Annotated in this window: 20 protein-coding genes; 14 read left to right on the top strand and 6 right to left on the bottom strand. The window is 45.4% G+C overall.

Annotated features, from left to right (window positions below):
• Nucleotides 1-683: 683 nt before the first annotated feature.
• From KI655_RS04300 to KI655_RS04265, 8 genes are all read left to right on the top strand, one after another.
• Nucleotides 684-1,667 carry an LPP20 family lipoprotein gene (locus KI655_RS04300; protein ID WP_285402078.1) on the top strand — a complete coding sequence of 328 codons (984 nt, stop codon included), beginning with the start codon at nucleotides 684-686 and terminating at the stop codon, nucleotides 1,665-1,667.
• A 54-nt stretch (nucleotides 1,668-1,721) separates the two neighbouring features.
• Nucleotides 1,722-2,738: a hypothetical protein gene (locus tag KI655_RS04295; RefSeq protein WP_285402076.1), complete on the top strand. Its 1,017-nt coding sequence runs from the start codon at nucleotides 1,722-1,724 to the stop codon at nucleotides 2,736-2,738.
• A 3-nt stretch (nucleotides 2,739-2,741) separates the two neighbouring features.
• Nucleotides 2,742-3,353, top strand: a complete 612-nt coding sequence (locus KI655_RS04290; protein WP_285402074.1) for a lipoprotein — start codon at nucleotides 2,742-2,744, stop codon at nucleotides 3,351-3,353.
• A gap of 78 nt (nucleotides 3,354-3,431) precedes the next feature.
• The gene (locus KI655_RS04285) at nucleotides 3,432-4,973 is read left to right on the top strand and encodes a transglycosylase SLT domain-containing protein (protein WP_285402072.1); all 1,542 of its coding nucleotides are present in this window, start codon (nucleotides 3,432-3,434) and stop codon (nucleotides 4,971-4,973) included.
• Nucleotides 4,974-5,064: 91 nt separating this feature from the next.
• Nucleotides 5,065-5,235, top strand: coding sequence for a hypothetical protein (locus KI655_RS04280; protein WP_285402070.1), 171 nt, complete (start codon nucleotides 5,065-5,067; stop codon nucleotides 5,233-5,235).
• Nucleotides 5,236-5,237: 2 nt separating this feature from the next.
• Nucleotides 5,238-6,044 carry an ETEC_3214 domain-containing protein gene (locus KI655_RS04275; protein WP_285402069.1) on the top strand — a complete coding sequence of 269 codons (807 nt, stop codon included), beginning with the start codon at nucleotides 5,238-5,240 and terminating at the stop codon, nucleotides 6,042-6,044.
• A 54-nt stretch (nucleotides 6,045-6,098) separates the two neighbouring features.
• Nucleotides 6,099-7,088, top strand: a complete 990-nt coding sequence (locus KI655_RS04270) for a bifunctional oligoribonuclease/PAP phosphatase NrnA (protein ID WP_285402068.1) — start codon at nucleotides 6,099-6,101, stop codon at nucleotides 7,086-7,088.
• 258 nt (nucleotides 7,089-7,346) lie between these two features.
• Nucleotides 7,347-8,600 carry a D-amino acid dehydrogenase gene (locus tag KI655_RS04265; protein WP_285402067.1) on the top strand — a complete coding sequence of 418 codons (1,254 nt, stop codon included), beginning with the start codon at nucleotides 7,347-7,349 and terminating at the stop codon, nucleotides 8,598-8,600.
• A gap of 116 nt (nucleotides 8,601-8,716) precedes the next feature.
• On the opposite strand, the gene KI655_RS04260 is transcribed toward KI655_RS04265, so the two are convergent.
• The 4 genes from KI655_RS04260 to KI655_RS04245 all read right to left on the bottom strand — a co-directional run bounded on the left by KI655_RS04260 (nucleotide 8,717) and on the right by KI655_RS04245 (nucleotide 12,585).
• A complete protein-coding gene (locus KI655_RS04260; RefSeq protein WP_285402066.1) occupies nucleotides 8,717-9,454 on the bottom strand; it encodes a dienelactone hydrolase family protein in 738 nt (245 codons plus the stop codon).
• A 111-nt stretch (nucleotides 9,455-9,565) separates the two neighbouring features.
• Entirely contained in the window at nucleotides 9,566-10,492 is a 927-nt protein-coding gene (locus tag KI655_RS04255) for a pyridoxal-phosphate dependent enzyme (protein ID WP_285402065.1), read from the bottom strand.
• A 138-nt stretch (nucleotides 10,493-10,630) separates the two neighbouring features.
• Nucleotides 10,631-11,911: a HAMP domain-containing sensor histidine kinase gene (locus KI655_RS04250; protein ID WP_285402064.1), complete on the bottom strand. Its 1,281-nt coding sequence runs from the start codon at nucleotides 11,909-11,911 to the stop codon at nucleotides 10,631-10,633.
• Nucleotides 11,908-12,585 carry a response regulator transcription factor gene (locus KI655_RS04245; RefSeq protein ID WP_285402063.1) on the bottom strand — a complete coding sequence of 226 codons (678 nt, stop codon included), beginning with the start codon at nucleotides 12,583-12,585 and terminating at the stop codon, nucleotides 11,908-11,910. Before KI655_RS04245 ends, KI655_RS04250 begins: the two co-directional genes overlap by 4 nt.
• A gap of 129 nt (nucleotides 12,586-12,714) precedes the next feature.
• On the opposite strand from KI655_RS04245, the gene KI655_RS04240 reads away from it, so the two are divergent.
• From KI655_RS04240 to KI655_RS04230, 3 genes are read left to right on the top strand one after another with little or no spacing between them, the layout of a single operon-like run.
• On the top strand, nucleotides 12,715-13,734 hold the full coding sequence (locus KI655_RS04240) for a glycosyltransferase family 2 protein (RefSeq protein ID WP_285402062.1): 1,020 nt from the start codon (nucleotides 12,715-12,717) through the stop codon (nucleotides 13,732-13,734).
• A complete protein-coding gene (locus tag KI655_RS04235) occupies nucleotides 13,731-15,212 on the top strand; it encodes a glycosyltransferase family 39 protein (RefSeq protein ID WP_285402061.1) in 1,482 nt (493 codons plus the stop codon). The genes KI655_RS04240 and KI655_RS04235 overlap by 4 nt, the downstream gene beginning before the upstream one ends.
• The gene (locus KI655_RS04230; protein ID WP_285402060.1) at nucleotides 15,187-15,651 is read left to right on the top strand and encodes a GtrA family protein; all 465 of its coding nucleotides are present in this window, start codon (nucleotides 15,187-15,189) and stop codon (nucleotides 15,649-15,651) included. The genes KI655_RS04235 and KI655_RS04230 overlap by 26 nt, the downstream gene beginning before the upstream one ends.
• A 133-nt stretch (nucleotides 15,652-15,784) precedes the next feature.
• Here the strand turns inward: KI655_RS04230 and KI655_RS04225 are convergent, their stop codons facing one another.
• Nucleotides 15,785-18,154, bottom strand: coding sequence for a YgiQ family radical SAM protein (locus KI655_RS04225; protein WP_285402059.1), 2,370 nt, complete (start codon nucleotides 18,152-18,154; stop codon nucleotides 15,785-15,787).
• A 245-nt stretch (nucleotides 18,155-18,399) separates the two neighbouring features.
• On the opposite strand from KI655_RS04225, the gene KI655_RS04220 reads away from it, so the two are divergent.
• Both KI655_RS04220 and KI655_RS04215 read left to right on the top strand, forming a co-directional pair.
• On the top strand, nucleotides 18,400-19,080 hold the full coding sequence (locus KI655_RS04220; protein WP_285402058.1) for a hypothetical protein: 681 nt from the start codon (nucleotides 18,400-18,402) through the stop codon (nucleotides 19,078-19,080).
• A gap of 142 nt (nucleotides 19,081-19,222) precedes the next feature.
• Entirely contained in the window at nucleotides 19,223-19,423 is a 201-nt protein-coding gene (locus KI655_RS04215) for a DUF4250 domain-containing protein (RefSeq protein ID WP_285402057.1), read from the top strand.
• Nucleotides 19,424-19,602: 179 nt separating this feature from the next.
• On the opposite strand, the gene KI655_RS04210 is transcribed toward KI655_RS04215, so the two are convergent.
• Nucleotides 19,603-20,514, bottom strand: a complete 912-nt coding sequence (locus KI655_RS04210; protein ID WP_285402056.1) for a LysR substrate-binding domain-containing protein — start codon at nucleotides 20,512-20,514, stop codon at nucleotides 19,603-19,605.
• A 280-nt stretch (nucleotides 20,515-20,794) separates the two neighbouring features.
• Between KI655_RS04210 and metE the strand changes: the two genes are divergently transcribed.
• Nucleotides 20,795-23,134 carry a 5-methyltetrahydropteroyltriglutamate--homocysteine S-methyltransferase gene (metE, locus tag KI655_RS04205; protein ID WP_285402055.1) on the top strand — a complete coding sequence of 780 codons (2,340 nt, stop codon included), beginning with the start codon at nucleotides 20,795-20,797 and terminating at the stop codon, nucleotides 23,132-23,134.
• Nucleotides 23,135-23,272 lie beyond the last annotated feature (138 nt).

The following is a 23,272-nucleotide window of genomic DNA, read 5'->3' as shown; positions in this document are numbered from 1 at the left end:
TAAAGCATATCCGACATTCTAATTGTCAATATAATCTACGTTTTTATTCTATCCACTACTCGTTTCTTATCTAATGTGTAATTAATCGATAACAATGCTATATGTTATTTATGTTGATAACTTTCGTTTAATTTTAAATGTTATAACGGTGGGATGTTAAATATAAATCCTATGTCACTACGCCAATATCGGATATAACTTAACCTCACTTACCGCTAGTTGCTTATTTAATGATCAGACCTAAGTAGTGGTACATGATTATTTAATGTTCCAATTAATTTAAGTATTAATAAAAAGGGCGAATTTTAATCTACAGTGAATTCTGAAATTGGTCTGTTTTTGATCGATTGTTCTTTTTTTATTGAATGAGTATCATAAAAACAATAAAAAATATGTGTATTTTTTAATCTTGAAACGGATTTTTTCAAGACTTGTCTCACGTTTTATATTTAAAAATTAATTAATTCACCTCTGTTTCATAAGTGAGATAAAAACCTTTATAAACAGTGTCTTGTATTATTAAAACTATTAAATTACCGATAATCGATCGAATGGTGATCAAAAAAGAAATAAAAACTAGACATAATTAGATTAAAAATAAATCAAAGATGTTATTTGAGGTATTTGAATGTTTTAAAATGTGTATATAAGATTGCGCCAAATTTTTTAGATATCGGTTTCAAATGTCTTTGAACAGAAATGTTGCTCATTTTCTTATCGCCTTAATTTCGGTATTAATAATCTCTGGATGCCAATCAACCAAACCGGAATGGTATTCCAAACCAAAGGTTGATAACGATGAATATATCTATGCCGTTGCTCAGGCACGTACGTTATCTCACGCAAAAAAAATCGCTGTAAACAACATTAACGAGAAGCTATGGACTCAAGTTGAATCCAGTTTTTACATGCGCGATACCATGCGAGAAACAAATGGTTCTGGCTTCTCGAATAGCTTAGTCGACAATAAAGTAAACACTAAAACGGAGTCACTGACTCTAAATGGTATTGAATACTTACAGATGGAAGAGAACGATCTCGGAGCATTTGTCGAAGTTAAAATACAGAAGAGTTTAGTGACTCAGCAGTTAATACGTGAAATTGAAGAGATTAATCGCAAAGCTCAGCGAGAAATCACAGCCCTAAAGCATGAAGACAGACTGCTTTGGTGGTTGGATAACCGCACCGCATATCAGATGCAGCACGACGCGTCAGTACGTATTGCTATGCTCGCACCTTTGATACCTGACTATAAAGCGGACGTTAGTTCAATCGAGAAACTGGTGGTTACGCACGAAGAAGTCAGTAGCCAAATCAATATTCGCCTTTCATCTGATCGCGAATCGAGCAAGGCAGTTCAGTTACTAGGCAACCAGCTTTCTCAATTTAATATTGCCACATCGACATCTAAGAAAAAGAACCAAACACATATTCTGAAGGTGGATTCAGAGCGCCGCAGAAATAAAGTGGGTGACGCATTTATTTCTACATTGGTTTCGAATATTAAAGTGGTCAACATGAAATCGAAAACAGTATCTCGTAGTGAAATTATTTCGACGGGTAATTCTGTTACTAACTACAAATATGCCGACGAAGGGGCAGCTCGCCATTTCGATGAGCAAGTAAAAGAACAAGGGATTTGGACAGCGCTAGGTTTAATCAAATAGCAAACTCCAGATTCTAGAAAAATAAAATAAAACGAACATGTTCGGAGCGAATAAATGTTAAAGAAAACACTGGTGGCTGGTGCTGTACTTGCAACTTTGTCTGGTTGTGCAACGGTAAGTGAAGTATGTACGCCTGATACACGCGTAGAAATCGAAGCGGCTGATATTCAGTTGCCTTCTTCAGATGACACTAAGGTTGTTGTCCTGCCTGTAGACCTTGAATTCAAGAGCTCAGCATCGAAAAAGATGCAGGCAGCAATGCGAAATGCGCTAGAAACGCAGATCGATGCAACGGGCGCAAACCTTGTTGATCGTAAAATTGCCAACAAAGTAAAAGGCGAGATCAAGCTGGCTGAACAAAGCGGTCGTCTAAGCAGCAAAGGCGTACCAATCGCCGATTACGCGGTTATCACAGAGATCACTCGTGCTGACTTGAGCACCTCTTTCAGCGAGCGTCGTACTTACGAGAACGATGAAGGCGAGACTAAGGTTGTTCCAGCGTCATGTAGCTATGACTTTGATGTAGAGGCGATTGCAAAAGTAGTTGCTCTACCAAGCATGGAAGTGATGAAGCGCATTAAGCTTGAAGGCGACTACTACTCTTCATCAGAAACCAGCAACTCTCGTTGTCCGGTTAGCGAAGCGGGCTACGGCTCAATGGCGGCGAAAGCGGCAACAGAAGCGGTAAAATATTCTACCGATTTGAGCCAAATGCTAGCAGCAAGTGCTCCAGTGTTAGAGATGCGTCAATGTGCTGTTGGTACGCAAGTACGTATTGCGATGGGTAAGCAGAAGAAAATTAAACCGGGTACAGATATTCTATTTTCAAATGCGATGAAATCGATGGAAGGCGAAACTGAAATTCACCCAATCGGTGAAGGCTACGTTGTAAACAACGAAATTAACGCAGTAACCGACAAGTACTCTTGGGTTGTGATCGACGAAGAAGTCTCACTAAAAATGAAAAAAGGCACCATGGGCAAAGTAGACGCTTCAAGTATTGAGTGTGCTATTACTGATCTTCCATGTCAGCTAGAAAAAGCTGAAAGAGCCGCTAAGGGAACAATATAACCCATGAAAAAACTACTTATTGCAACATCGCTAGTAGCGGTTCTAGCTGGCTGTCAGAGCAACAACGCGACCGTTAAAGAAACACAAAACTTTGCGCCTTGTACCTTCCCTGATGCACCTACGGTATCGGCTCCAGGCTGGATCTGTGATGTGATCCCTACTGATATCGCTACTGCTGCTAAGGGCTACGCTAAGAAAAGTGCAGCGGGTATGAGTGTGATGCGTAAGATCGCTGTTAATGACGCGCGTGTAAACCTTGCTGCCGAATTTGAAACGGACGTGAGCAACTTGTTCCAAGCGGCGACAGAGGGCGTAACGTCAACTTCAGCTGCTGGTGGTGCCACTGTTGTAACCGAAGATGTTAAAGAGACATTCGAAAACATCACTAAGTCGGTTGTAAACAAAACACTTACCAACAGCCGCGTTATCGTAAGCCAAGCAAGCCCAACAGGTGGTCTTTATGTTCTAGTCGGTATGGACCAGGCGGCATACGACGCGAACATGAACAAGGTAATCGATGAAGTGACTGGTGAAGATTCTGCACTGTGGGATCAATTCAATAACGAAAAAGCAGCAGCAGATCTTGCGGCAGCGTTCGAATCATTGAAAAAGTAACCGATAGATATCGATGATTAAAGTGAAAAAGGCCGCCATTTGAGTGGCCTTTTGTCTCTCTATACCTTGGAGTGAACCATGTACCAAATGACTAAAAAGTCTGTTTTGGCTGCTGTGATCTCAGCTGTTTTGAGTTCTCAGGCTCAGGCCCTAACAGAAGACCAGAAACAACAGCTAGACAACGCGATTGTTAAAGCCAGTCAGTCTCAAGAAGACAAGATCAAAGAGTTCCACGCTTACGTAAATGCTTACTTAGATGAATACGAAGCATGGCGTGACGAATACACAAACAACCTTGATCAACGCCGTAGCGATCTGATTAAGAGTTGGGGCGAAGGTGAAGTTTCCTCTCAAACCAAACAGGTCGAGTATTCACAAGACGATCAAGTGAAGACTGCCGTTGATTATGAAAGTAATACCGCGACGGTATCTGTTTTGGTTGATGAAGACAGCACGCCTGAAGAGATCAAAGCGCTTGTAAAAGAGATTCCTGTTGAAGTGGAAGGGCAAAGTGTTGAACTGGCCGAATTGAAAGCGGAAGACCATGCTGTTCTCTACTCTTTGGAAAAAGAGCAACAAGAAAAGGACTTTGTAATCGAACAGACGCAAAGTCAAATGAATGAGCTTGATGTTCAAGCTGAGCGTCTTATTCAATCGAACACTGGTATTCCAGATTCCTTCATTTATCAGCGTGCTCACAATAAAAAATTGGCACTTCTGACCAAAGCGCAACAGCGAATTGCAGCACAAACTAAGCTGTACGACGAAATGCGTGCTAAACACGGAATTGAAGTAACACGACCAGAGCCTCAGGTCGAAATCGTTGAACCGGTTAAAAAAGTAGAGCCGCCTAAAGAAGTCGCTAAATCACAGGCCGTTTCAGAACCAAAGCCAGCAGCAGAGAAAAAGCCGGCTTCTAAAGTGGTTGAAAAGACCATAGAGAACGCAGCTGAAAACGTTCCTGAAACTCATGCTGTGAAACTTGAGCCTGCTGTAAAACCTGCGCCTGTAGTGGAAGTAACTGCTACACCAGTGAAACCGAAAAAGGTGGTGAGTTACAAAGTTAAGCTTCCTGAAAACAGCTTAAAAGCGCGTGCAAGTAAGTACAGTGCATTAGCTGAGAAAGAGAGTCAAAACTGGGAAATTGATGCGGCATTGATTATGGCGATCATGCACTCGGAATCGGCTTTCCGTCCTGATGCGAAATCGCACGTTCCAGCATTTGGTTTGATGCAAGTCGTACCAACCAGCGCCGGACATGATGTGAACAAGCAAGTCCGCAATATTGATGCGCCGATGAAAGTGGCCGATTTATATCAACCCGTGATTAACGTAGAAACCGGCACGGCTTATCTAGATATCTTGAACAGCAAATATCTACGTAAGATCAAGAATGACGAAAGTCGTTTGTACTGTGTGATTGCGGCGTATAACACGGGTGCGGGCAACGTGGCGAGAGCATTTAATAAAGATCGCTCTACCAGTATTGGCAAAGCTTCTAAGGTGATTAATGAACTGACGCCACAAGAAGTCTATGACCAACTGGTCGCTAACCTGCCATACGATGAAACCAAGAATTACTTAAAGAAAGTAAACAGTCGTATTGCACTGTATAAGTAATTATTAAGTCATAAATAAGATAAGTAGAACAAAAATAAAGTACATGTTGTTGGCATGTACTTTTCTATTAGTGGAAGAGTAGAGAGTAACTATGTTTAAAATTTTCGCGTTAGTGTTTATCGGTGTGGGTATTTACCTTGGTCTAAATTACAGTGATGAAATTGAAAGCATCATGGATACTGATGCGTTTGAGCGAGTGCAAGAAAAAGCGGAAGACGGTACAGAGGCTTTAATGGATAAGATCGACGAGATTAAAGGTTAATCATGTCTCAAGAGCAAACCACAGATATTCAAAAAGATATACAAGAAGAACTGCAAGAACTTCAGGATGCGCAAGAGTCGCTTTTGGAAGAGCAAAAGAAGGGCGGGATAGCGCGCACCATTGGTTTGGTCTCGGTTATCTCTATTGCTTTGGGCGGCTTTAATGACAGCTTCGATGCATTAGAAAAGATGTTTGATTTTGGCCTGTCTCAAATGACGGATATTCCATCACATAGAAAGCTGGATAAGATTTATATTCGTTCATCTGCTGAAACGTTAGATCAAACATTCGGTGCACCCGTCTATATTAAGCGCGCAACAACGAACGATGTGATTAAGTATTATCAAGACGATAATTTCATTCTTTCGGCTATCACGCGTGATAACGCCATTGTCGCTTATCTGGTATTTCCGAATGAAGGATTTGCACCCGAAACTCTAGAGCATGCCGGTGGTTCGGATTTCTTCTCTCACTCTTTTAGTGCTATTGAGAGTGTTAATGAAATCCGAGCATCGTTTGCGAGAACGGGTAATTACTATATTGAAGAAAATAACGGTGGTGAGTTTGGCTACCTATATTCTTCAATCAGTGGCGTCAGCGAGTTTATTTCACCGATGTCACAAGATAATAAGAAGTTACTTTCTGAAGTGGTCGATGCATTTACAATGGATGAGAACATTGTAGACACTGTTCAGTCACTGCGTATGAATGCGAAACCGAACTTTTACGGTTACAGCACATTAGGCGTGGGTGCGTTAGAAGAAGCGATTCTGTCTAATACTGAGTACCGCTTAATTAACAAGATTTAGAACTTCTTTCTCTCTAGCCTTCTCGGAGGCTAGTATTTGATGAGCAATTGAATAATGGCAAATATTGAATTTAAAGCTTTTCTTGATAGGCTAAAAGCGAATAAAAGAGTGATAGTTCAAGCGCATGATTTTCCCGATCATGATGCGATCTCTTCCGCTTATGCGTTGGCGTACTTGCTCAAAACACAGGGTTTGAATCCGTTCATCACCTTTCAAGGGCATATTGATAGGGTATCGCTACGAAACCTCATAGACTGGCTTGAGATCCCAATATATAAGCCAGAAGACTTGAAACTACAGCCGGATGATAAAATCATCGTGGTTGATGGCTGTATCGGTGAGAAAAACATTACCGACTTTACGGGTGAAGAGGTCGGCGTAATCGACCACCATCAAGTGCAAGCTCCGGAATCAGTTTGGTATAGTGATATTCGGTCTCACTATGGTTCTACTGCCACCATCATGGTCGAATATTATCAGTATTTTTCGTTAACCATGCCTCAGCGTGTGGCGACGGCACTATTAGTGGGTTTGAGTTTTGATACGGCAAACTTCACCAGAAGTGTTGGCGCAGCCGATCTTAAAGCTCTGGCTTATCTGCAAGCCAAAGCGGACAACCAGATGGTGAATAAGATTTGTCGTAATCAGGTGCAATTTGAGGAGCTGCAACTTTTCAATTCGATGCTTGCGAGCATGCGACGAGAGAAGAATGCCGCCTTCGCTGTGCTACCGGAAGGGTGTCCAAAGAACATGTTGGGTGTGTTGGGCGATTTTCTCTTGAGCGTCGATGAGTTGGATATTGTTGTACTGATAGCACGAACCAGTGACAAGACGTTTATTTCACTTCGCTCCGAATGCTCTGAGAATAATGTCGCCAAAATCATTAAACGTTCTTTGAACGACAAAGGCATTGGCTTTGGTGGCGGTCATCCGCATATGGCTGCTGGAATGATTCAGCGAAGATTTCGCTCTGGTGAAGAATTAGATTGTCTTTATGAGCTTATCCGACCGAACTTAGTTCTTGATGCTGCTGTATCGGCATAGATAACCCGCTCGTTAGCTCGATAACGAAGGTTTGAATTAAAAAGCACCGCTGAATAACGTTTTTTCAGCGGTGCTTTTTACTTATGAGGGCTTGTTTATTCGTCATAACTCTTCAAAAATGTAACACGCTCCCCATGTGCTAAGCGTTAAACCTCTCGAATTGATTTATAGTCAACACTTGTAAGCTTGTTAAGTCAACATGCGCTTCATAAAGTGTCTCAAAGTTACGAAAATGTTGCGATAGACAGAGGCAGAGCAATGGAAGTGATGGTTATTGGTAGTGGCGTGATTGGATTAACCAGTGCTTGGTACTTGGCTAAAGAAGGGCACAAGGTGACAGTCGTTGACCGTCAAGACAGCAGCGGTAAGGAGACCAGTTTTGCCAATGCGGGGCAGATCTCTTATGGCTATTCATCGCCTTGGGCGGCACCGGGAATTCCTGTTAAAGCACTAAAATGGCTGACGCAGGAGCACGCTCCATTAAAGGTTAAGCCATCGCTCTCACCGGCATTGATTCAATGGGCCACGCAGATGCTCGCAAACTGCAGCCAATCCAAGTATGCGGTTAACAAATCACGTATGTTGCGTATTGCTAACTACAGCCGCGACTGCTTAACAGAGCTTCGCGAGTCGGAATCTCTCAACTATGAAGGGCGTCAGCAGGGGACCCTGCAAGTGTTCCGTGACCCTAAACAGCTTAAGGCGATTAAGCAGGACATGAAGCTACTGCAAGAGAGTGGTATCGAACACCGTCTCTTGAATGTTGACGAGTGCATTGAAGTGGAACCTGGGCTCAAAGCTGTACAAGATAAGTTAGTCGGCGGGTTGTATTTACCGGGAGACGAAACAGGTGACTGCCATAAGTTTTGTTTAGAGCTGACCGAAAAAGCGAAAGCACTCGGCGTCGATTTTAAGTTTGATACAGAAGTACATTCATTGAATCGACAGGGTTCGTCTATAACCAGTATCAACACCAGTGCGGGTGAGCTAACGGCGGACGCTTTTGTGCTAGCGACAGGGAGCTACTCTACCGAGCTTCTTAAGAAGATTGATATTGACGTGCCTGTCTACCCAGTGAAAGGTTACTCGTTAACGCTACCGATTGTTAACGCAGATAAGGCTCCAACCTCTACGGTGATGGATGAGACATACAAAGTAGCAATGACACGCTTTGATGATCGAATTCGAATTGCTGGAACGGCAGAGTTGGCAGGCTTTGATTTTGATATCCCTGAGAAGCGCAAAGCGACTATAGATATGGTGATTAAGGATCTGTTTCCTGAAGCGGGCGACCACGCCAAAGCAGAATACTGGACAGGGCTCCGCCCAATGACCCCAGACGGCACGCCAATCATCGGTAAAACCCCTGTAGGCAACCTCTACACCAATACTGGGCATGGCACCTTAGGCTGGACCATGGCGTGTGGTTCAGGAAAAATTCTCGCTAGTGTGGTGAGTGGTAAGGTCCCTGAAGTTGAGAGTGATGATCTGAGTGTGGCTCGATATCAGTAAAATCCTAAAGATACGAGATACGAGATTAGAAAAGTTAGCCTAAACAAAAATATAATCGTCAACGCCTCCAAGGAATTTGGAGGCGTTTTGTGTTTAGGCTTATAGAAACCCGATGACTACTGTGTTGCAGACTCAAGTACTTCGGTAAAACGTGCCCACGACTTTTGGTCGGCTTCCAATTGGTAATTCATTGAACCAAAAACAGTGAACGCGTGTGGTGCGCCGCTGTATGTCAGCATTTCATGATCGACATTTGCTTCTTCCAGTTGCTCTGCAAGACCGCCAAAGTCAGCCATCGAGATCATAGCGTCTGCAGTACCGTGGAAAATGACCACTTGAGAAGGGGTTTGAGAATAGTCTTGCCCTTCAGGTGTTGATAATCCACCGTGGAAAGAGACATATGCTTTGGATGGAATGGCTGCTCGGGCTGCTTCTAGTACGGCTGCGCCACCAAAACAGTATCCCATCATCACATTATTATCGAGATTACCACCCAGTTTCTCAGCTTGAGCTGCAGCGCCCATGAGTAGAGAACGCATTTTCTCTCTGTCTTTATAGAGCTCCCCAGTGTGCTGCTTTTTGTCTTTCACTTCGGTTGGTCGAATGCCTTTACCGAAAAGATCGACAGCAAACACGTTGTAGCCGAGCTCATTGAGCATTTCAGCGCGTTTTTTCTCGTAGTCTGTCAATCCGTCCCAATCATGTACAAGTAGTACTAAAGGTGCGTTGTCACTGGATTCACTCCAGTAGCCTTCGTATTCAAGGCCATCGACGGTATAGGGTATGTTCTCGCCTGCGATAACAGGCGCGCAGAGTGCTGCACTGAGTAAAGATAGAGCCGTTCGAATTTGCATAGGTCCTTCCTGTCGGTATTTTCCCAATGCAAAGTATAGAAAAGAAGTTCAAGGCTGCATGGTTAGGAGCACCAAAACGGGAGGTTGCTTCGATTGCGAGCCTTGGGTTGCTTACCAGTCTTCGGTTGTGTCGACACCGAGGTCTGGGTATTTACGTTGATAGCGCGGTAGCATGGATTCATTGCCAAGCAAACCGCCTTGATGAATATAGATGATGGTTTTCTCTGGATTATTTTGTTGCCATCGTGCAAGGCATTGCCACATTAAAGGGTCGTAAAGAAGGTCGAATTCAACATCGGTTTCATGCAGAAGATCGAGCCACATTTGGTAGTCACCTTGGTATAGCTTGCCGAAGTGGTGTTTGGATTCTAGAGGTAGAATGTGTGGATGGTCATCTTCACCAAGTTCATTGAACTGACGCGTTAAGTAGTCATTACCACCAACACAAGCACAAGTGATCACTGGGATATTATGCACTTTGAGGTGTTTGTGAAGATAAAGCGCGGTACTGCCTGTACCAGCCGGTAGAGCAACAACAAAATCGTGCTTCGATTCGAAACGTGTCCAGCTTAAGATTTCCATCGCTAGCTGCTTTATTCCGTACTCAGACATCTGACTGCGCCCACCTTCTGGAAGCACGATGCACTCTGGCCCAGGCTGTCTGACTTGTGCGATATAGTCTTTTGGATGAAGCTGGCTCGCGACAACCTGCATACTAATCACTTTCGCACCAAGATCGAGTGCACCACGGTAGTTACCTATCGGCTTATCGACTAACCATTGAGGTAAGTGATCAACATAAAACTCCAAATTCCAGCCTTTGATTTTCGCCAGTGCCGCCAATGACAATAGAGAGTTAGCTTGCGCTGAGCCGTAACAGATCAGTGTTGTTATGTTTGGGTGTTCTTCTTCCAGTAACTGCATGAACTTACGCGCTTTATTGCCACTGAAATGTGAGTGCAATTGATCGTCGCGCTTTAAGAAAAAAGTACGACCATTAAATTGATGCTGTGTGATCGGGCTGTTGTTGAGTTTCATGCGATATCGGTGCTATTCGGCACAGGCTAGATATTTGGGTGGCGCAGTATCCGCTAGCGAGTGACTCAAGTAAACCGTTTGAATCAAAGTTTGGTTGATTAGTTCGTCCAAACCTTGATTCTGCTGCGCCGGTTTGAGTTATGACGATGGTGTCTGCGATTGATCAAACACCACCAGTGCCACACAGCCACCATCTCGGTGATTCAAGAGCTCAAAGTCCCAGTTGTAGCGGTTACATAAGTCATCCACGATCAACAGACCAAGCCCATGCCCACTCGGGTTGTATTGTTCGGTGAGACCTTCACCTTGGTCTTGAATACTGATCAGTTGTTGAGTCAGGGTAACCTTAACTTTACCTTGATTGGTTGCCGCGATGGCGTTTCTTAGAAGATTGCCAATCAACATGTTAAGAATGGCACTGGTAGCGCGAACACTCGGTTCTCCCTCTACTTCCAGCTCGACTTCAACCTGTTTCTCACTCGCTTGTGCAGAGTTTTTGGCAATAATTTGCTCAAGTTCTTGTTGGCAAAACAGTCGAATGGGTGCGTCGTCTTGATTACGCTCATATCGCACTAAGCCGAGTAGGGCATCGACCATCTCTGACATCTGCGATACCGCCTCATCGACGCGTTTAACTTGTCGTTGCTGGAAATCCGTCATCTGACTTCGTAGCAAGAGTTTGTTGGAGCCGCGAGCAACGGTCAGTGGTGTACGTAACTCATGGCTAGAGTAACGAGCAAAAGCCTGCTCACGTTTTACTAACGCATTGATCTCACGACGATATTCATTGAGTTGGTTGGTAAGCTGTCGAAACTCTACCGCAGCGCCATCTTGAACCGAAAACTCTTGATTTAGGTTGTTTTTATTGCCCTCTAACTGTTTTGCTAGTGAATTAAATGGCTCAATTAATCGTTGAGAGAGGCGGTAAAGTAGTGCCCCGAAACTGAAGATAAGTATCGCTAACAATGTGAGAACAAATGAGGTCGCATAGAGCAGCTCTGTGACGTTAAATTCTATTCTGTCTATCTCTGAGAGCAGGATAAGAGGATAGGTCACACCTTCGTGAGAGTATTGACCGATATAAACCATGCGAGAATATGGCTCATCGCCTACCTCTCCGATGAAGCTCTCTTTGCTATCGATGTATTTTTGATAGCGTTCTGGTATCAGAGTTTTATCGTTGAAGGCAGTGGTCAGGTCATCAATACGCACTTCACCTTGGGCTCCGGCTTCAAAGAGAGTCACCGCATAGTTTCGGTCAATCAGTATACGCCTCTCACCCACACGGTCTTCCGATAAGTACAAAGCAGCGATAAAGACCGCATAGACAAAGGCGGTGATGATAACGGCCATCAACCCAAAGAACAGGGCGAGTCGACCAGTCAGGCTTTTGGTGCTGCTAAGTACATTTAATATCACGCGTTGGACTCCAGTCTAAATCCGACCTTAGGCACGGTAATCAGCATCTGTTGATCAAAAGGTTTGTCTAATTGATTTCTCAATTGATAGATATGGCTGCGTAGTACATCGTTGTTTGGTTCATCTTCTTCCCAAAGTTTATAAGAGATCGCTTCACGGGTTACGACATCAGGAGCGCTCTTACACAACATCTCAAGAATCGTGTAAGTGGTTGGGTTAAGTGCCAAGAGTTTATCTTGTCGGTAGGCTTTACGTGTCTTCTGGTCGATGCTGATTTCACCAAACTCCAATTTACTTGATGCAACCGTACCATGGTAACGGCGAACTAGAGCCTTCATGCGCGCTTCAAGAATATCGAGGTCAAATGGCTTGGTGAGATAGTCGTCAGCGCCATGTTCAAAGCCTGCGAGCATGTCATCTCGGCTATCCAGTGCTGTCAGCATAAGAATGGGAGTGCTATTGCCGTTTTCACGCAATTTATTACAGACAGTCAGGCCATCCATGCGCGGTAGCATCAGGTCAAGGATAATGATATCGAATGAATTCTCCATTGCGAGCTGCAATCCAAGCTCGCCGTTATCGGCGTAATCGAGCTCCATACCAATGCACTCGAAATAGTCGAATAACACCCCCGCTATTTCACGGTTATCTTCAACCAGCAGAACTCGTTTCATCTCATTACCTATATGAACTTAATTAGTTATAACGATCATCCTGAATTGACGTGAAAAATATGTCAATAACATAACTTTCATGGATGGGGTATTAGTCTGATTACGGAATCAAAAATAGAAGACCGTATTATGACTGAACTTCACATTAACTCGCGCCGTTCAAGCGAGCCTCAGATTAGCCCTGCAGTATCACTTTCCATCATTGTTCCTTTTTTCAATGAAGAAGAAGTGCTACCTGAATTTCACGCTCGCTTAACTAAGGTTCTCGATGAGCTGCCTATTTCAAGTGAAATTGTTTATGTCGATGACGGCAGCAATGACAATAGCCTCGCTCTGGTCGAAGGATTTAAGTCGATAGCTAGCTCGATTTCAGTGATCGGTCTTTCGCGTAACTTTGGTAAAGAGTCGGCAATGAGCGCAGGCTTGGAGCATTGCCGAGGTCAAGCTGTGATCTTATTGGATGCTGATCTTCAAGATCCCCCTGAGCTTATCCCAGATATGGTCGCGAAATGGCGTGAAGGTTATGACGTGGTCAATATGCAGCGCAGCCAGCGCGATGGCGAAACTTGGTTTAAAAAGTTCTCTGCCGCCAGCTTCTATCGTGTGATGAACGCCGCTGCGAAAATTGATGTACCTGAGAATGTTGGGGATTTTCGTCTGTTAAGCCGAGAAGTTGTCGATCATATCAATCAGCTTCCAGAGCGTAATCGCTACATGAAAGGTATCTTCTCGTGGCCGGGCTTTAAACAAACGACGGTGCAATTCAAACGTGATCCGCGCTTCTGTGGTGAAACCAAATGGAACTACCTAAAGTTGCTGGGTTTGGCGATGGATGGCATCACTTCTTTCTCAATCCGACCTCTACGTATCGCCACTGCACTTGGTAGTCTCGTTGCCCTCAGTGCGTTTGTTTACGGCATGTTTATCGTCTTCAAAACCCTGATCTTTGGTGAGCCAATCACTGGATACCCGTCAATGATGGTGGTGCAGCTTGCACTCGGTGGTGTTCAGCTGTTGAGCATCGGTTTGATGGGTGAATACATTGGCCGCATCTTTATCGAGACCAAAAATCGCCCGCTTTACCTTATTCAATCTGTCGTCGATAAACCGGCGCTAAAAACAACGTATAAATTAGAGGAATCAGCATGAGCCTGAACAGAACGCACCTGTGGTATTTATTAGCCTTTGCGCTAATTCTTAGGTTGCTGTCACTGGCTACGTATCCATTGATGGATACAACCGAAGCACGTTATGGCGAAATGGCTCGCCTGATGGTGGAAACGGGAAACTGGCTTACGCCGCAGTTTGACTACGGTGTGCCTTTTTGGGGCAAACCACCCTTGTTTACATGGATGAGTGCCGTAGGTATCGAAATCTTTGGTTTGAGTGAGTTTGCTGTGCGTGCTCCTCACTGGTTAGCAGGCGTGTTTACCATTGTTTTAATCGCTTATTTTGCGAAACGTACTGGCCAAAACTCATTGGTTGCAGCGATCGTTTTGGCAACCTGCGGCATTTTTTCTATCGCCGCGGGTGCTGTGATGACAGATATCGCACTGACGTTAGCCATGACAATCGCGATGCTAGGCTTCTACCTTTGTTGGAAAGGAGAGGGCAGCAAACGCACAAACAATGCATGGGGCTACGTTGGTTTTATTGGTCTTGCTTGTGGTCTGTTAGCGAAAGGGCCTGTCGCGATTGTGATTATGGGTATCGCTGTATTCCCATGGTTGGTACTTCAGCACGGGTTTATCGGGGCATTTAAGGCGCTATGGCAGCGTTTCCCTATTGTTTCGGGTTTAGTGCTGATGTTGGCGATTGCCCTGCCGTGGTACATCATGGCTGAGATCGCAACACCGGGGTTCATTGATTACTTTATTGTTGGCGAGCATTTTAAACGTTTTGTCGTAAGTGGTTGGGAAGGCGATCTTTATGGCTCGGCACACGATGAAGCGCGCGGTATGATCTGGGTATTCTGGATTCAATCTGCAGCGCCTTGGTCGATTGTTCTACCTATTCTGGCGTTTGTTCGTCGCCATAAAATCAAAGAGCAGAATGAAACTAACAGCGGCTTATTCTCTTTCTTAATCTGCTGGCTTATTTCACCACTGCTGCTTTTCACAATGGCGGGCAATATTCTACCTGCGTATGTGTTGCCGGGTATCCCAGCACTAGGCTTGTTGGTTGCAATGCTGGTGGTTGAGAAAGATAAGAAATGGTTCTCAAGTGTGGCGTTAGTTCTACCTGTGCTACTGATGATTGCCATGGTTTACTTGAACCTTGGCAAAGCGAATGAGAAAAGCGATCGAATTATCTTCAATCATATCGAAGACGACGCCCCTAGTTACTACATCGGCAAGCGTCCTTTCTCTGGTCAGTTCTATAGCTTGGGACAAGCGAAGAAGGTCGATGACATTTCAGATGTGGATACCAGCAGTAAATTCTATTTGATAGGCAAGAAGGCGAGCGTTGAAACAGTGATACAGGATAACGCGTTTAGTTGTGTGCTAGAGCCGGTTGATAAGAAAAAACGCGCTCTGTTTAGTTGTAAGCCACTATCAGCAAAAGCAAAAACAGTAGCTGAACCTGTTGCGATGAAGTTTCATGATGAAAGTGCTATATCGTTGTAAATCGATGGCCTCAAGCGTTGAAAACGTGTTGAGGTCTCATCACCAACTGATTAAGTTCGCTTGTGTGGGGGCTGGTGGCTTTGTCGTTGATTGCAGCGCCTTTGCCCTGTTTCATTTTATCGGTGAGGTTCCCGTTATGTGGGCGAGGGTATTGGCGTTCTTTGTTGCGGCGACCAGCACTTGGCTCGGAAATAGAGTGCTGACGTTTGCCTACCAGGGGACAGGGTCACGCAGAGATGACTTTCGCCAGTGGCAAAAATTTATGGCGTCGGCACTATTCTCAGCTATACCTAACTTAATCTGCTTCAAGCTATTGACGATCGTTTTACCTGAATTCTATGGCGCGCTATTTTTGGCGATGGCCGTCGGGGTGCTGGTGGGCATGGTTAGTAACTATTTACTCAGCAAAGCTTGGGTATTTAAACAGACTCAAGCTTAGTTATACAGCGTCGTACAGAAACAAAAAAGTCCAAGTGGGAAATCACTTGGACTTTTGTCGTTTAACGCGAAGAGTTTTCGTTTTGCTACTGAGCTCTTGCGTTGTGGCTAAGAGTTAGCGTAGAGACTAGCAGTTAGCGTTGCGCTGCACGTTGGCGGTTCTTGCCATTACCAGAAGGTTTGCCACCTTGACCGTTACCTGCTTTGTTGCGGTTTGGTTTGCCGTTTCCTTGAGATTGACCACCCGGACCTTTCTTAATGAAACCGCTCGCTGGTTTACGACCGTTGCCGCCGCCATTTCCGTTGCCCTGATGACCATTACTTTGGCCGTTGTTACTATTAGGCTTCTTACCACCTGGCTTTTTGCCTGAATGGTTACGTGGCTTCTCGCCGCCCAGACCCGGTTGCGATTTACTGTGTTTAGTCGCGAAACGGTGCGCACCGTGACGACCAGACTTACGACGTTGGGCAGGGGTTTGTGCATCAAAGTCATCCTCAGGCACTAAACAACCCGGCTTGTCACCAATTAGGTGCTTCTTGCCCATGTCGATTAGCGCTTCGCGGATTAGCTTCCAGTTTTCTGGATCGTGGTAACGCAATAGTGCTTTGTGTAGACGACGTTGACGGTCACCTTTTGGCACTGGGATATCTTCACGCTTCTTGTACTTAACGCGTTTCAGAGGGTTTGTCTCTGAGTAGTACATCGACGTCGCGTTACACATTGGCGATGGGTAGAAGTTCTGTACTTGGTCACACTCGTAGTTGTGCTTCTTTAGCCAAAGCGCAAGGTTAAGCATGTCTTCATCTTCTGTGCCCGGGTGAGCTGAGATGAAATAAGGGATCAGATACTGTTTCTTACCCGCTTCCGCACTGTACTTCTCGAACATCTCTTTAAAGCGGTCGTAAGTACCCATGCCCGGTTTCATCATCAGATCCAGTGGGCCTTTCTCTGTATGCTCTGGAGCAATCTTCAGGTAGCCACCTACGTGGTGCGTTACAAGCTCACGCACGTATTCTGGAGACTCAATCGCTAGGTCGTAGCGAACACCTGAAGCGATCATGATCTTCTTAACGCCTGGTACTTTTCTCGCTGAACGGTACAGGTCGATAGTGTGTTTGTGGTCTGTGTTTAGTTTCTCACAGATCTTAGGGAACACACATGATGGACGGCGACAGTTCACTTCCGCTTTCGGGTCCGAACAACCTAGACGGTACATGTTCGCCGTAGGGCCACCCAAGTCAGAGATAGTGCCCGTAAAGCCAGGTACTTTCTCTTTAATGTCTTCGATTTCATCCAAGATAGACTCTTTTGAGCGGTTTTGGATGATACGACCTTCGTGCTCGGTAATTGAACAGAACGAACAACCACCGAAACAGCCACGCATGATGTTAACTGACGTTTTGATCATGTCGTAAGCAGGAATCTTCGCTTTGCCATACATAGGGTGAGGGACACGCTTGTATGCAAGGCCAAATACGTAGTCCATCTCCTCTGTTGTGAGAGGGATTGGTGCTTGGTTTACCCAAAGTTCGCGATCACCGTGACGTTGAATCAGAGCACGACCAGAGTATGGATTCGTCTCTAAGTGCAGAATGCGGCTAGCGTGAGCGTAAAGAATACGGTCGTTGTTAAGCTTTTCAAATGCAGGGATACGAACCGCTGTTGTTTTCGCATCATGGCGAGAAGGGCGGATAGTAATTGGCTGCGCTTTTGGCTCTTCGTCTTTTTTGGTATCGCATTGCGTTTCCACTTCGTACGGGTTAACCGGTACATAAGCTTTATTCGGCTTTTCGATACGAGAAGAGTCGATGATCTTGTAACCTTCAGGTGCCGCTGCAATGTTGATTGCGGTACCGCGAATGTTGGTAAGGTTCGCGATCTCTTCACCATCGGCTAGGCGGTGTGCAACTTCAACCAGTGCACGCTCTGCGTTACCAAATAGAAGAATATCTGCCTTTGCATCAAACAGGACAGAGCGACGAACTTTGTCAGACCAGTAATCATAGTGAGCTACACGACGTAAGCTAGCCTCAATACCGCCAAGAACAATAGGCGTACCTTTGTAAGCTTCACGACAACGTTGAGAGTAAACAAGAGTTGCACGGTCAGGACGTTTACCACCTTCGTTATTTGGCGTGTAAGCATCGTCGTGACGTAATTTACGATCAGAGGTGTAACGGTTAATCATGGAGTCCATGTTACCCGCGGTGATACCGAAGAATAAGTTAGGTTTACCTAGCTTCATGAAGGCATCTTTGTTGTCCCATTTTGGCTGCGCGATGATACCCACGCGGAAACCTTGAGCTTCAAGCAAACGACCAATGATCGCCATACCAAAGCTTGGGTGGTCAACGTATGCGTCGCCCGTTACGATGATAATGTCGCAGCTGTCCCATCCTAGAGCATCCATTTCCTTTCTACTGGTCGGTAAAAAGGGTGCTGTACCGTAGCATTCGGCCCAGTATTTTTTGTGTTCGTGAATAGGAGTGATATCGCTGTACATATTTCGACCTCTGATTTTTGAGGCGGGAATTATAGCGGCATGCGCCCTGACTAGCCAGTAGAACATGCCCCTGTTAGTTCTAGTGTCTTTCCCTATTGCAGCACGTAGAGCTGTGCCGGGAAGAGATTCTTGGAAAGAGCATAGACCAAGGATACGAGACAACGAGCAAATTGATGATTTTGATTAGTGTTCCAAGCAGTTTTTGATATCATTCTGCGAAAATAAGTCCATATAAGTAGATCCCAATGATCGAATCTGTATTACTGCAATTCGCGCCTATGTTACTGGGTGCACAACTCGTATTAACGCTGATCTTAGTGAAAGGCGATATCTGCCCGGGCCAACGCGGTCGTATTCATAAAGTGTTACCAGCGATTGGTGTACTTTGGCTGGCGGTAGCGTCACTCAAGGTCGAGGCTTTCTTAGTGGTGTTCGCCATCTTCTACTTCTTCTCTCAAGTGCAAACTAAGAAGACTCGTGATGCAGGACCAATCTGGGTGATGTACCTAGCTTGTGGTTTGGCACTCTCTTATGTAGGAATTCAAGCAAGCGAGAAGGCGACAGTAGTGAGCTTAATCTCGTCACTGTTGTTGACGGTGTTGTTGGGTAGCGCTTTCTCACACCTGTTATTGACGATCGCTCGAACGCGTCTTCAAGCCTTCCATCGCATCCTACCTGTAGCAGGTATTCTTAGTGGCATGTTAGTCGTACTGACAACAGTGTTTGGTGTTTACTCACTGCCTGAGTCGGTGCTTGAACCTATGGTTACTTCACTGTTGTTTAGTTTCGCGTTACTTATCTCTGCAATTGTGGTTTGGTGTTGGCACCTGCTGTTTGCAAAAACACCAGAGAAAGTCCAACTGGCGGTGGCGCTGTTGATGTTAATCGCAGCGGTTGTTGGCTTAGAACCTATTTGGGCTCTTTAGTTTTCAGGTCAAGCCCTCACTGACCTATTGATATTATTGGGCGAGTGAGGGCTTTTGAGTGAGAAATGTGATCTGTTAATAAGCGAGGTTACTATTGTCGTTCTAAACTTAAATCAGTCGATGTGTTCGTAAGGAGTACGAGATGGATTTAAGCAACGTCAAAAGCCTAGATAGCATTATTTTGCTGGGGATAGTTAACGAAAAACTTCGCTTAGAGTGTGACAGCTTTGAAGACCTAGTCAGCATGTATGAAATGGATATTGAGAGTGTTGTCGGCAAGCTCGACATGCTTGGATACCAATACGATCCACTGACCAATCAATTTAAGTCATACGCCAGATAGAGGCTACATTGGTGATAGAGCCTATGTTGGCTAGAGAGCTTATGTTGGCGGTAGAACCTACGTTGACGATAGAACCTACCCAACCATGAACTTATAGCTATCGGTAGAAATTCAAAAGCCACAGACTTATGCGCTGTGGCTTTGTTGTTTCTGCTGGGCTGTATATTTAAAGATGACCTCTAAACTACTTTAATCCCATCAAGATGACTCTTACTCTGCTGTCGAGCGGTACTGAAGAACGCTTGTAGGTAGCGTTTGTCCTTGTCTGAATTTCTAACCGCTGCGAACAGGCGGCGAGAGAGCCCTTTACCTAGCGGTTTGCTGGCAATCAGGCCCTGTCTAGAAAACTCACTGATGGCCCAGTTGGGTAGTGCCGCGACGCCCAATCCTGCCGAAACCATCTGTACCAACATCAAGGTATTGTCTGCCTGTTTCCATTTCTTCGGCTCAATGCCAGCGGGTTGTAAAAAGTGTTTTACTACATCTAAACGCTGCTTTTGTACTGGGTACGAGAGCATGGTCAGATCAATGAGATCTTCTGGCTGAATGGCCTCTTTTTCTGCCAACGGTGAGTTAATGGCAGTAATCAAACGCATCTCAAAATCGAACAGGGGCTCATAATGCACTTCTGAGCGCGGTTGAATGTCTGAGGTGATCACCAAGTCTAGCTCCCCAGCCATCAGCGCTGGCAAGGGTTCAAAACCAAAACCGGAGGAGAAGTCTAGGGTCACGCTCGGCCAAGCCACTTGGTATTCCTTTAAGGCTGGCATCAGCCATTGGAAGCAAGAGTGACACTCAATTGCCATATGTAGCCTGCCATTAACATCTTCTTTGAGGCTCGCCAATTCGTTCTCGGCTTTCGCAAGCTTTGGTAATACGTCATCCGCTAGTCTGAGCAGTATTTCACCTTCAGAAGTGAACTTGACTGGGCGAGTTTTACGCAGAAAGAGCTGCCCCCCGACACGAGCCTCGAGATCTTTCAGCTGGTGGGACAAGGCCGATTGCGTCAGGTGTAATGACGTTGCAGTCGCAGTCAACGAGCCACTATCACGCAGTGTAGTCAATGTTCGCAGGTGTTTAAGCTCTATCATGAGTAACCCTCATAGTTCCTAAGCTGATGGTTAATATTTCTTAATAACTACCCTACGTCGTTTTTGTGGATGTGTAAACATCTGGATGGCTAAATGTTTTTAATATTCTCATAGATGATTCGATGAACATGAGAATTACTAATAAACAGGTTGAATATTTGGAACTTGTTCATGGGTAGGTTTGGCGAGATAGTTTAGCCATCCAGACGCCTTTGGTTGCGAATTACAATCGGCAGTCTGAACAGAATCTAAAAAATAATAGTGATTAAGGAACAGGCTCATGACGACAACAACTCATATTTTAGGCTACCCACGTATCGGCGAAAAACGCGAGCTCAAGTTTGCTTTAGAGAAATACTGGCGCGGCGAAATCGACCAAGCAGCATTGAAAGCGGTTGGAAGTGAACTCCGCCAACGAAACTGGCAGGTTCAATCAGACGCAAACCTAAGCTTTACGACAGCGGGTGACTTCGCTTGGTATGATCATGTATTGACCACAACCTTGCTTCTAGGGCACGTACCAAAGCGCCATGCTGGTGGCGACGAAGATGAGAAAGCTTTCCCTGATTTAGATACCTTGTTCCGCGTAGGGCGTGGCCAATCTCAAGCTCAAACATCATGCTGCACTGGAAACCACAATCATGACCAATCGGGCGCGGCGGCTTCAGACATGACCAAATGGTTTAACACCAATTACCACTACATTGTTCCTGAGTTCAGCAAAGATGACGCGTTTGAGGTGAGCTGGCCGCAGCTGTTTGATGAAGTCAATGAAGCGGTCAAAGCGGGACACAAAGTAAAGCCGGTCTTGCTAGGTCCATTGTCTTACTTGTACTTAGGTAAAGAGGTAGAAGAGGGCTTTGATCGTCTGAGTTTACTGCCTCGCTTATTAACCGCTTACCAAGCTATCTTGGCGAAACTGGCTAAGCTTGGCGTGGAGTGGGTACAAATTGATGAACCCATTTTGTCACTAGAGCTTGAAAAGCCATGGGCGGATGCCTTTAAGCTTGCTTACCAAGTGATTCGAGGAGACGTAAAGCTTCTGTTGACCACCTATTTTGACTCAGTGAATGATACGCTCGATAAGATTATTGAGCTGCCAGTGAACGGTTTGCACATTGATTTGGCGGCAGCACCAGAACAGCTAGAAAATGTCCTATCAAAATTACCAAATGAGTGGGTACTGTCTGCTGGGGTGGTGAATGGTCGCAATGTATGGCGAGCGGATCTTGCGAAGCAACTGGCTCGACTTCAACCTGTAAAGGCAGAGTTAGGAGAGAGGCTGTGGGTGGCAAGTTCATGCTCACTGCTACACAGTCCGGTTGATTTAGAGCTTGAAGAGACACTGACTGATGAAGTGAAGAGGTGGTTTGCCTTTGCTAAACAAAAAGTAACGGAAGTTAGCCTGTTGGGAGCGGCGCTTGATGGGGACGCCAACGCGATCTTGGCTTGTGAAACTTACAGCCAACCCATTGAAGCGCGAAAACAAGCAACCCATGTGAACAAGCCACAGGTTCAAGCGAGGCTCAACACGCTAACCAAGGCGTTAGGCGAGCGCAGTGCACCTTATGCTGAGCGTGCAGCACATCAGTCTGAAGTATTGGGGCTGCCACTGCTGCCAACCACGACGATTGGTTCATTCCCGCAAACCGGTGAAATCCGAGTTCAACGTAGCGCGTACCGAGCAGGCAAACTAAACGACACCGAATACAAGCAAGCACTAAAAGGGCATATTGCGGATGCGGTTAAGCGTCAAGAGGCGCTCGATCTAGACGTACTTGTTCATGGTGAAGCTGAACGCAACGATATGGTGGAGTACTTCGCTGAAAATCTTGCAGGCTTTCAAACCACCAAGTTCGGTTGGGTTCAGAGTTACGGCTCTCGCTGTGTGAAACCAGCGATTGTTGTGGCTGACATTGAGCGAGAAAAGCCAGTGACGGTAGAGTGGTCGACCTATGCTCAATCTCTGACGTCTAAGCAGATGAAAGGCATGCTAACAGGGCCTGTGACCATTTTATGTTGGACCTTCCCACGTGAAGACATTTCTCGCAAAGAGATTGCTAACCAATTAGCGTTTGCACTGCGGGATGAAGTTTCAGACCTGCAAGAGGCCGGCATCAATATTATTCAGATTGATGAACCAGCGATTCGTGAAGGCTTACCTCTGAAAAAAGCGGATCACGCAGAGTATCTTGAATGGGCGGTGGATGCGTTCAAAGTTTCTGCTGCGAGTGCCAAGCCAGAGACTCAGATCCACACGCATATGTGCTATAGCGAATTTAACGAGATCATTGAATCCGTTGCGGCGCTGGATGCAGACGTGATTACGATTGAAACCTCTCGCTCGAACATGGAACTACTTAAAGCGTTCGAAGAGTTTAATTACCCGAATGAGATTGGACCGGGTGTTTACGATATTCACTCACCAAATATTCCATCAGAGGAGTGGATCATTGGGTTGCTAAAGAAGGCAGCAGAGAAGATTCCAGCAGAGCGTTTGTGGGCAAACCCAGATTGCGGCCTCAAAACCCGTAACTGGGCAGAAACTGAAGCCGCGTTAGCTAATCTTGTTTCTGCAACCAAAACGCTACGTAAAGAGTGGGAAACTGAAGGCGTGTAAGAGAAGTAGAGCATGAGTAAGGTTTTGTATCTTAGGCTTTACTTGCATAAAAAAGCCTCGCAATCGCGAGGCTTCTGTCTCTTATTTTTCTCGAATCTCGAATCTCGAATCTCGAATCTCGAACTAACTACCGCTTTC

The organism is Vibrio sp. D404a (assembly GCF_030248535.1).
In the GTDB taxonomy this organism is placed as follows: Bacteria; Pseudomonadota; Gammaproteobacteria; order Enterobacterales; family Vibrionaceae; genus Vibrio.
Note: the sequence above shows the minus strand (reverse complement) of the source record. Positions and strands in the feature narration are given on the sequence as shown.

Excerpts from the sequence above, each read along its gene's own strand:
- KI655_RS04300 (WP_285402078.1), top strand. The coding sequence starts at position 684 with ATGTCTTTGAACAGAAATGTTGCTCATTTTCTTATCGCCTTAATTTCG.
- KI655_RS04295 (WP_285402076.1), top strand. The coding sequence starts at position 1,722 with ATGTTAAAGAAAACACTGGTGGCTGGTGCTGTACTTGCAACTTTGTCT.
- KI655_RS04290 (WP_285402074.1), top strand. The coding sequence starts at position 2,742 with ATGAAAAAACTACTTATTGCAACATCGCTAGTAGCGGTTCTAGCTGGC.
- KI655_RS04285 (WP_285402072.1), top strand. The coding sequence starts at position 3,432 with ATGTACCAAATGACTAAAAAGTCTGTTTTGGCTGCTGTGATCTCAGCT.
- KI655_RS04280 (WP_285402070.1), top strand. The coding sequence starts at position 5,065 with ATGTTTAAAATTTTCGCGTTAGTGTTTATCGGTGTGGGTATTTACCTT.
- KI655_RS04275 (WP_285402069.1), top strand. The coding sequence starts at position 5,238 with ATGTCTCAAGAGCAAACCACAGATATTCAAAAAGATATACAAGAAGAA.
- KI655_RS04270 (WP_285402068.1), top strand. The coding sequence starts at position 6,099 with ATGGCAAATATTGAATTTAAAGCTTTTCTTGATAGGCTAAAAGCGAAT.
- KI655_RS04265 (WP_285402067.1), top strand. The coding sequence starts at position 7,347 with ATGGAAGTGATGGTTATTGGTAGTGGCGTGATTGGATTAACCAGTGCT.
- KI655_RS04260 (WP_285402066.1), bottom strand. The coding sequence starts at position 9,454 with ATGCAAATTCGAACGGCTCTATCTTTACTCAGTGCAGCACTCTGCGCG.
- KI655_RS04255 (WP_285402065.1), bottom strand. The coding sequence starts at position 10,492 with ATGAAACTCAACAACAGCCCGATCACACAGCATCAATTTAATGGTCGT.
- KI655_RS04245 (WP_285402063.1), bottom strand. The coding sequence starts at position 12,585 with ATGAAACGAGTTCTGCTGGTTGAAGATAACCGTGAAATAGCGGGGGTG.
- KI655_RS04240 (WP_285402062.1), top strand. The coding sequence starts at position 12,715 with ATGACTGAACTTCACATTAACTCGCGCCGTTCAAGCGAGCCTCAGATT.
- KI655_RS04235 (WP_285402061.1), top strand. The coding sequence starts at position 13,731 with ATGAGCCTGAACAGAACGCACCTGTGGTATTTATTAGCCTTTGCGCTA.
- KI655_RS04230 (WP_285402060.1), top strand. The coding sequence starts at position 15,187 with ATGATGAAAGTGCTATATCGTTGTAAATCGATGGCCTCAAGCGTTGAA.
- KI655_RS04225 (WP_285402059.1), bottom strand. The coding sequence starts at position 18,154 with ATGTACAGCGATATCACTCCTATTCACGAACACAAAAAATACTGGGCC.
- KI655_RS04220 (WP_285402058.1), top strand. The coding sequence starts at position 18,400 with ATGATCGAATCTGTATTACTGCAATTCGCGCCTATGTTACTGGGTGCA.
- KI655_RS04215 (WP_285402057.1), top strand. The coding sequence starts at position 19,223 with ATGGATTTAAGCAACGTCAAAAGCCTAGATAGCATTATTTTGCTGGGG.
- KI655_RS04210 (WP_285402056.1), bottom strand. The coding sequence starts at position 20,514 with ATGATAGAGCTTAAACACCTGCGAACATTGACTACACTGCGTGATAGT.
- metE (WP_285402055.1), top strand. The coding sequence starts at position 20,795 with ATGACGACAACAACTCATATTTTAGGCTACCCACGTATCGGCGAAAAA.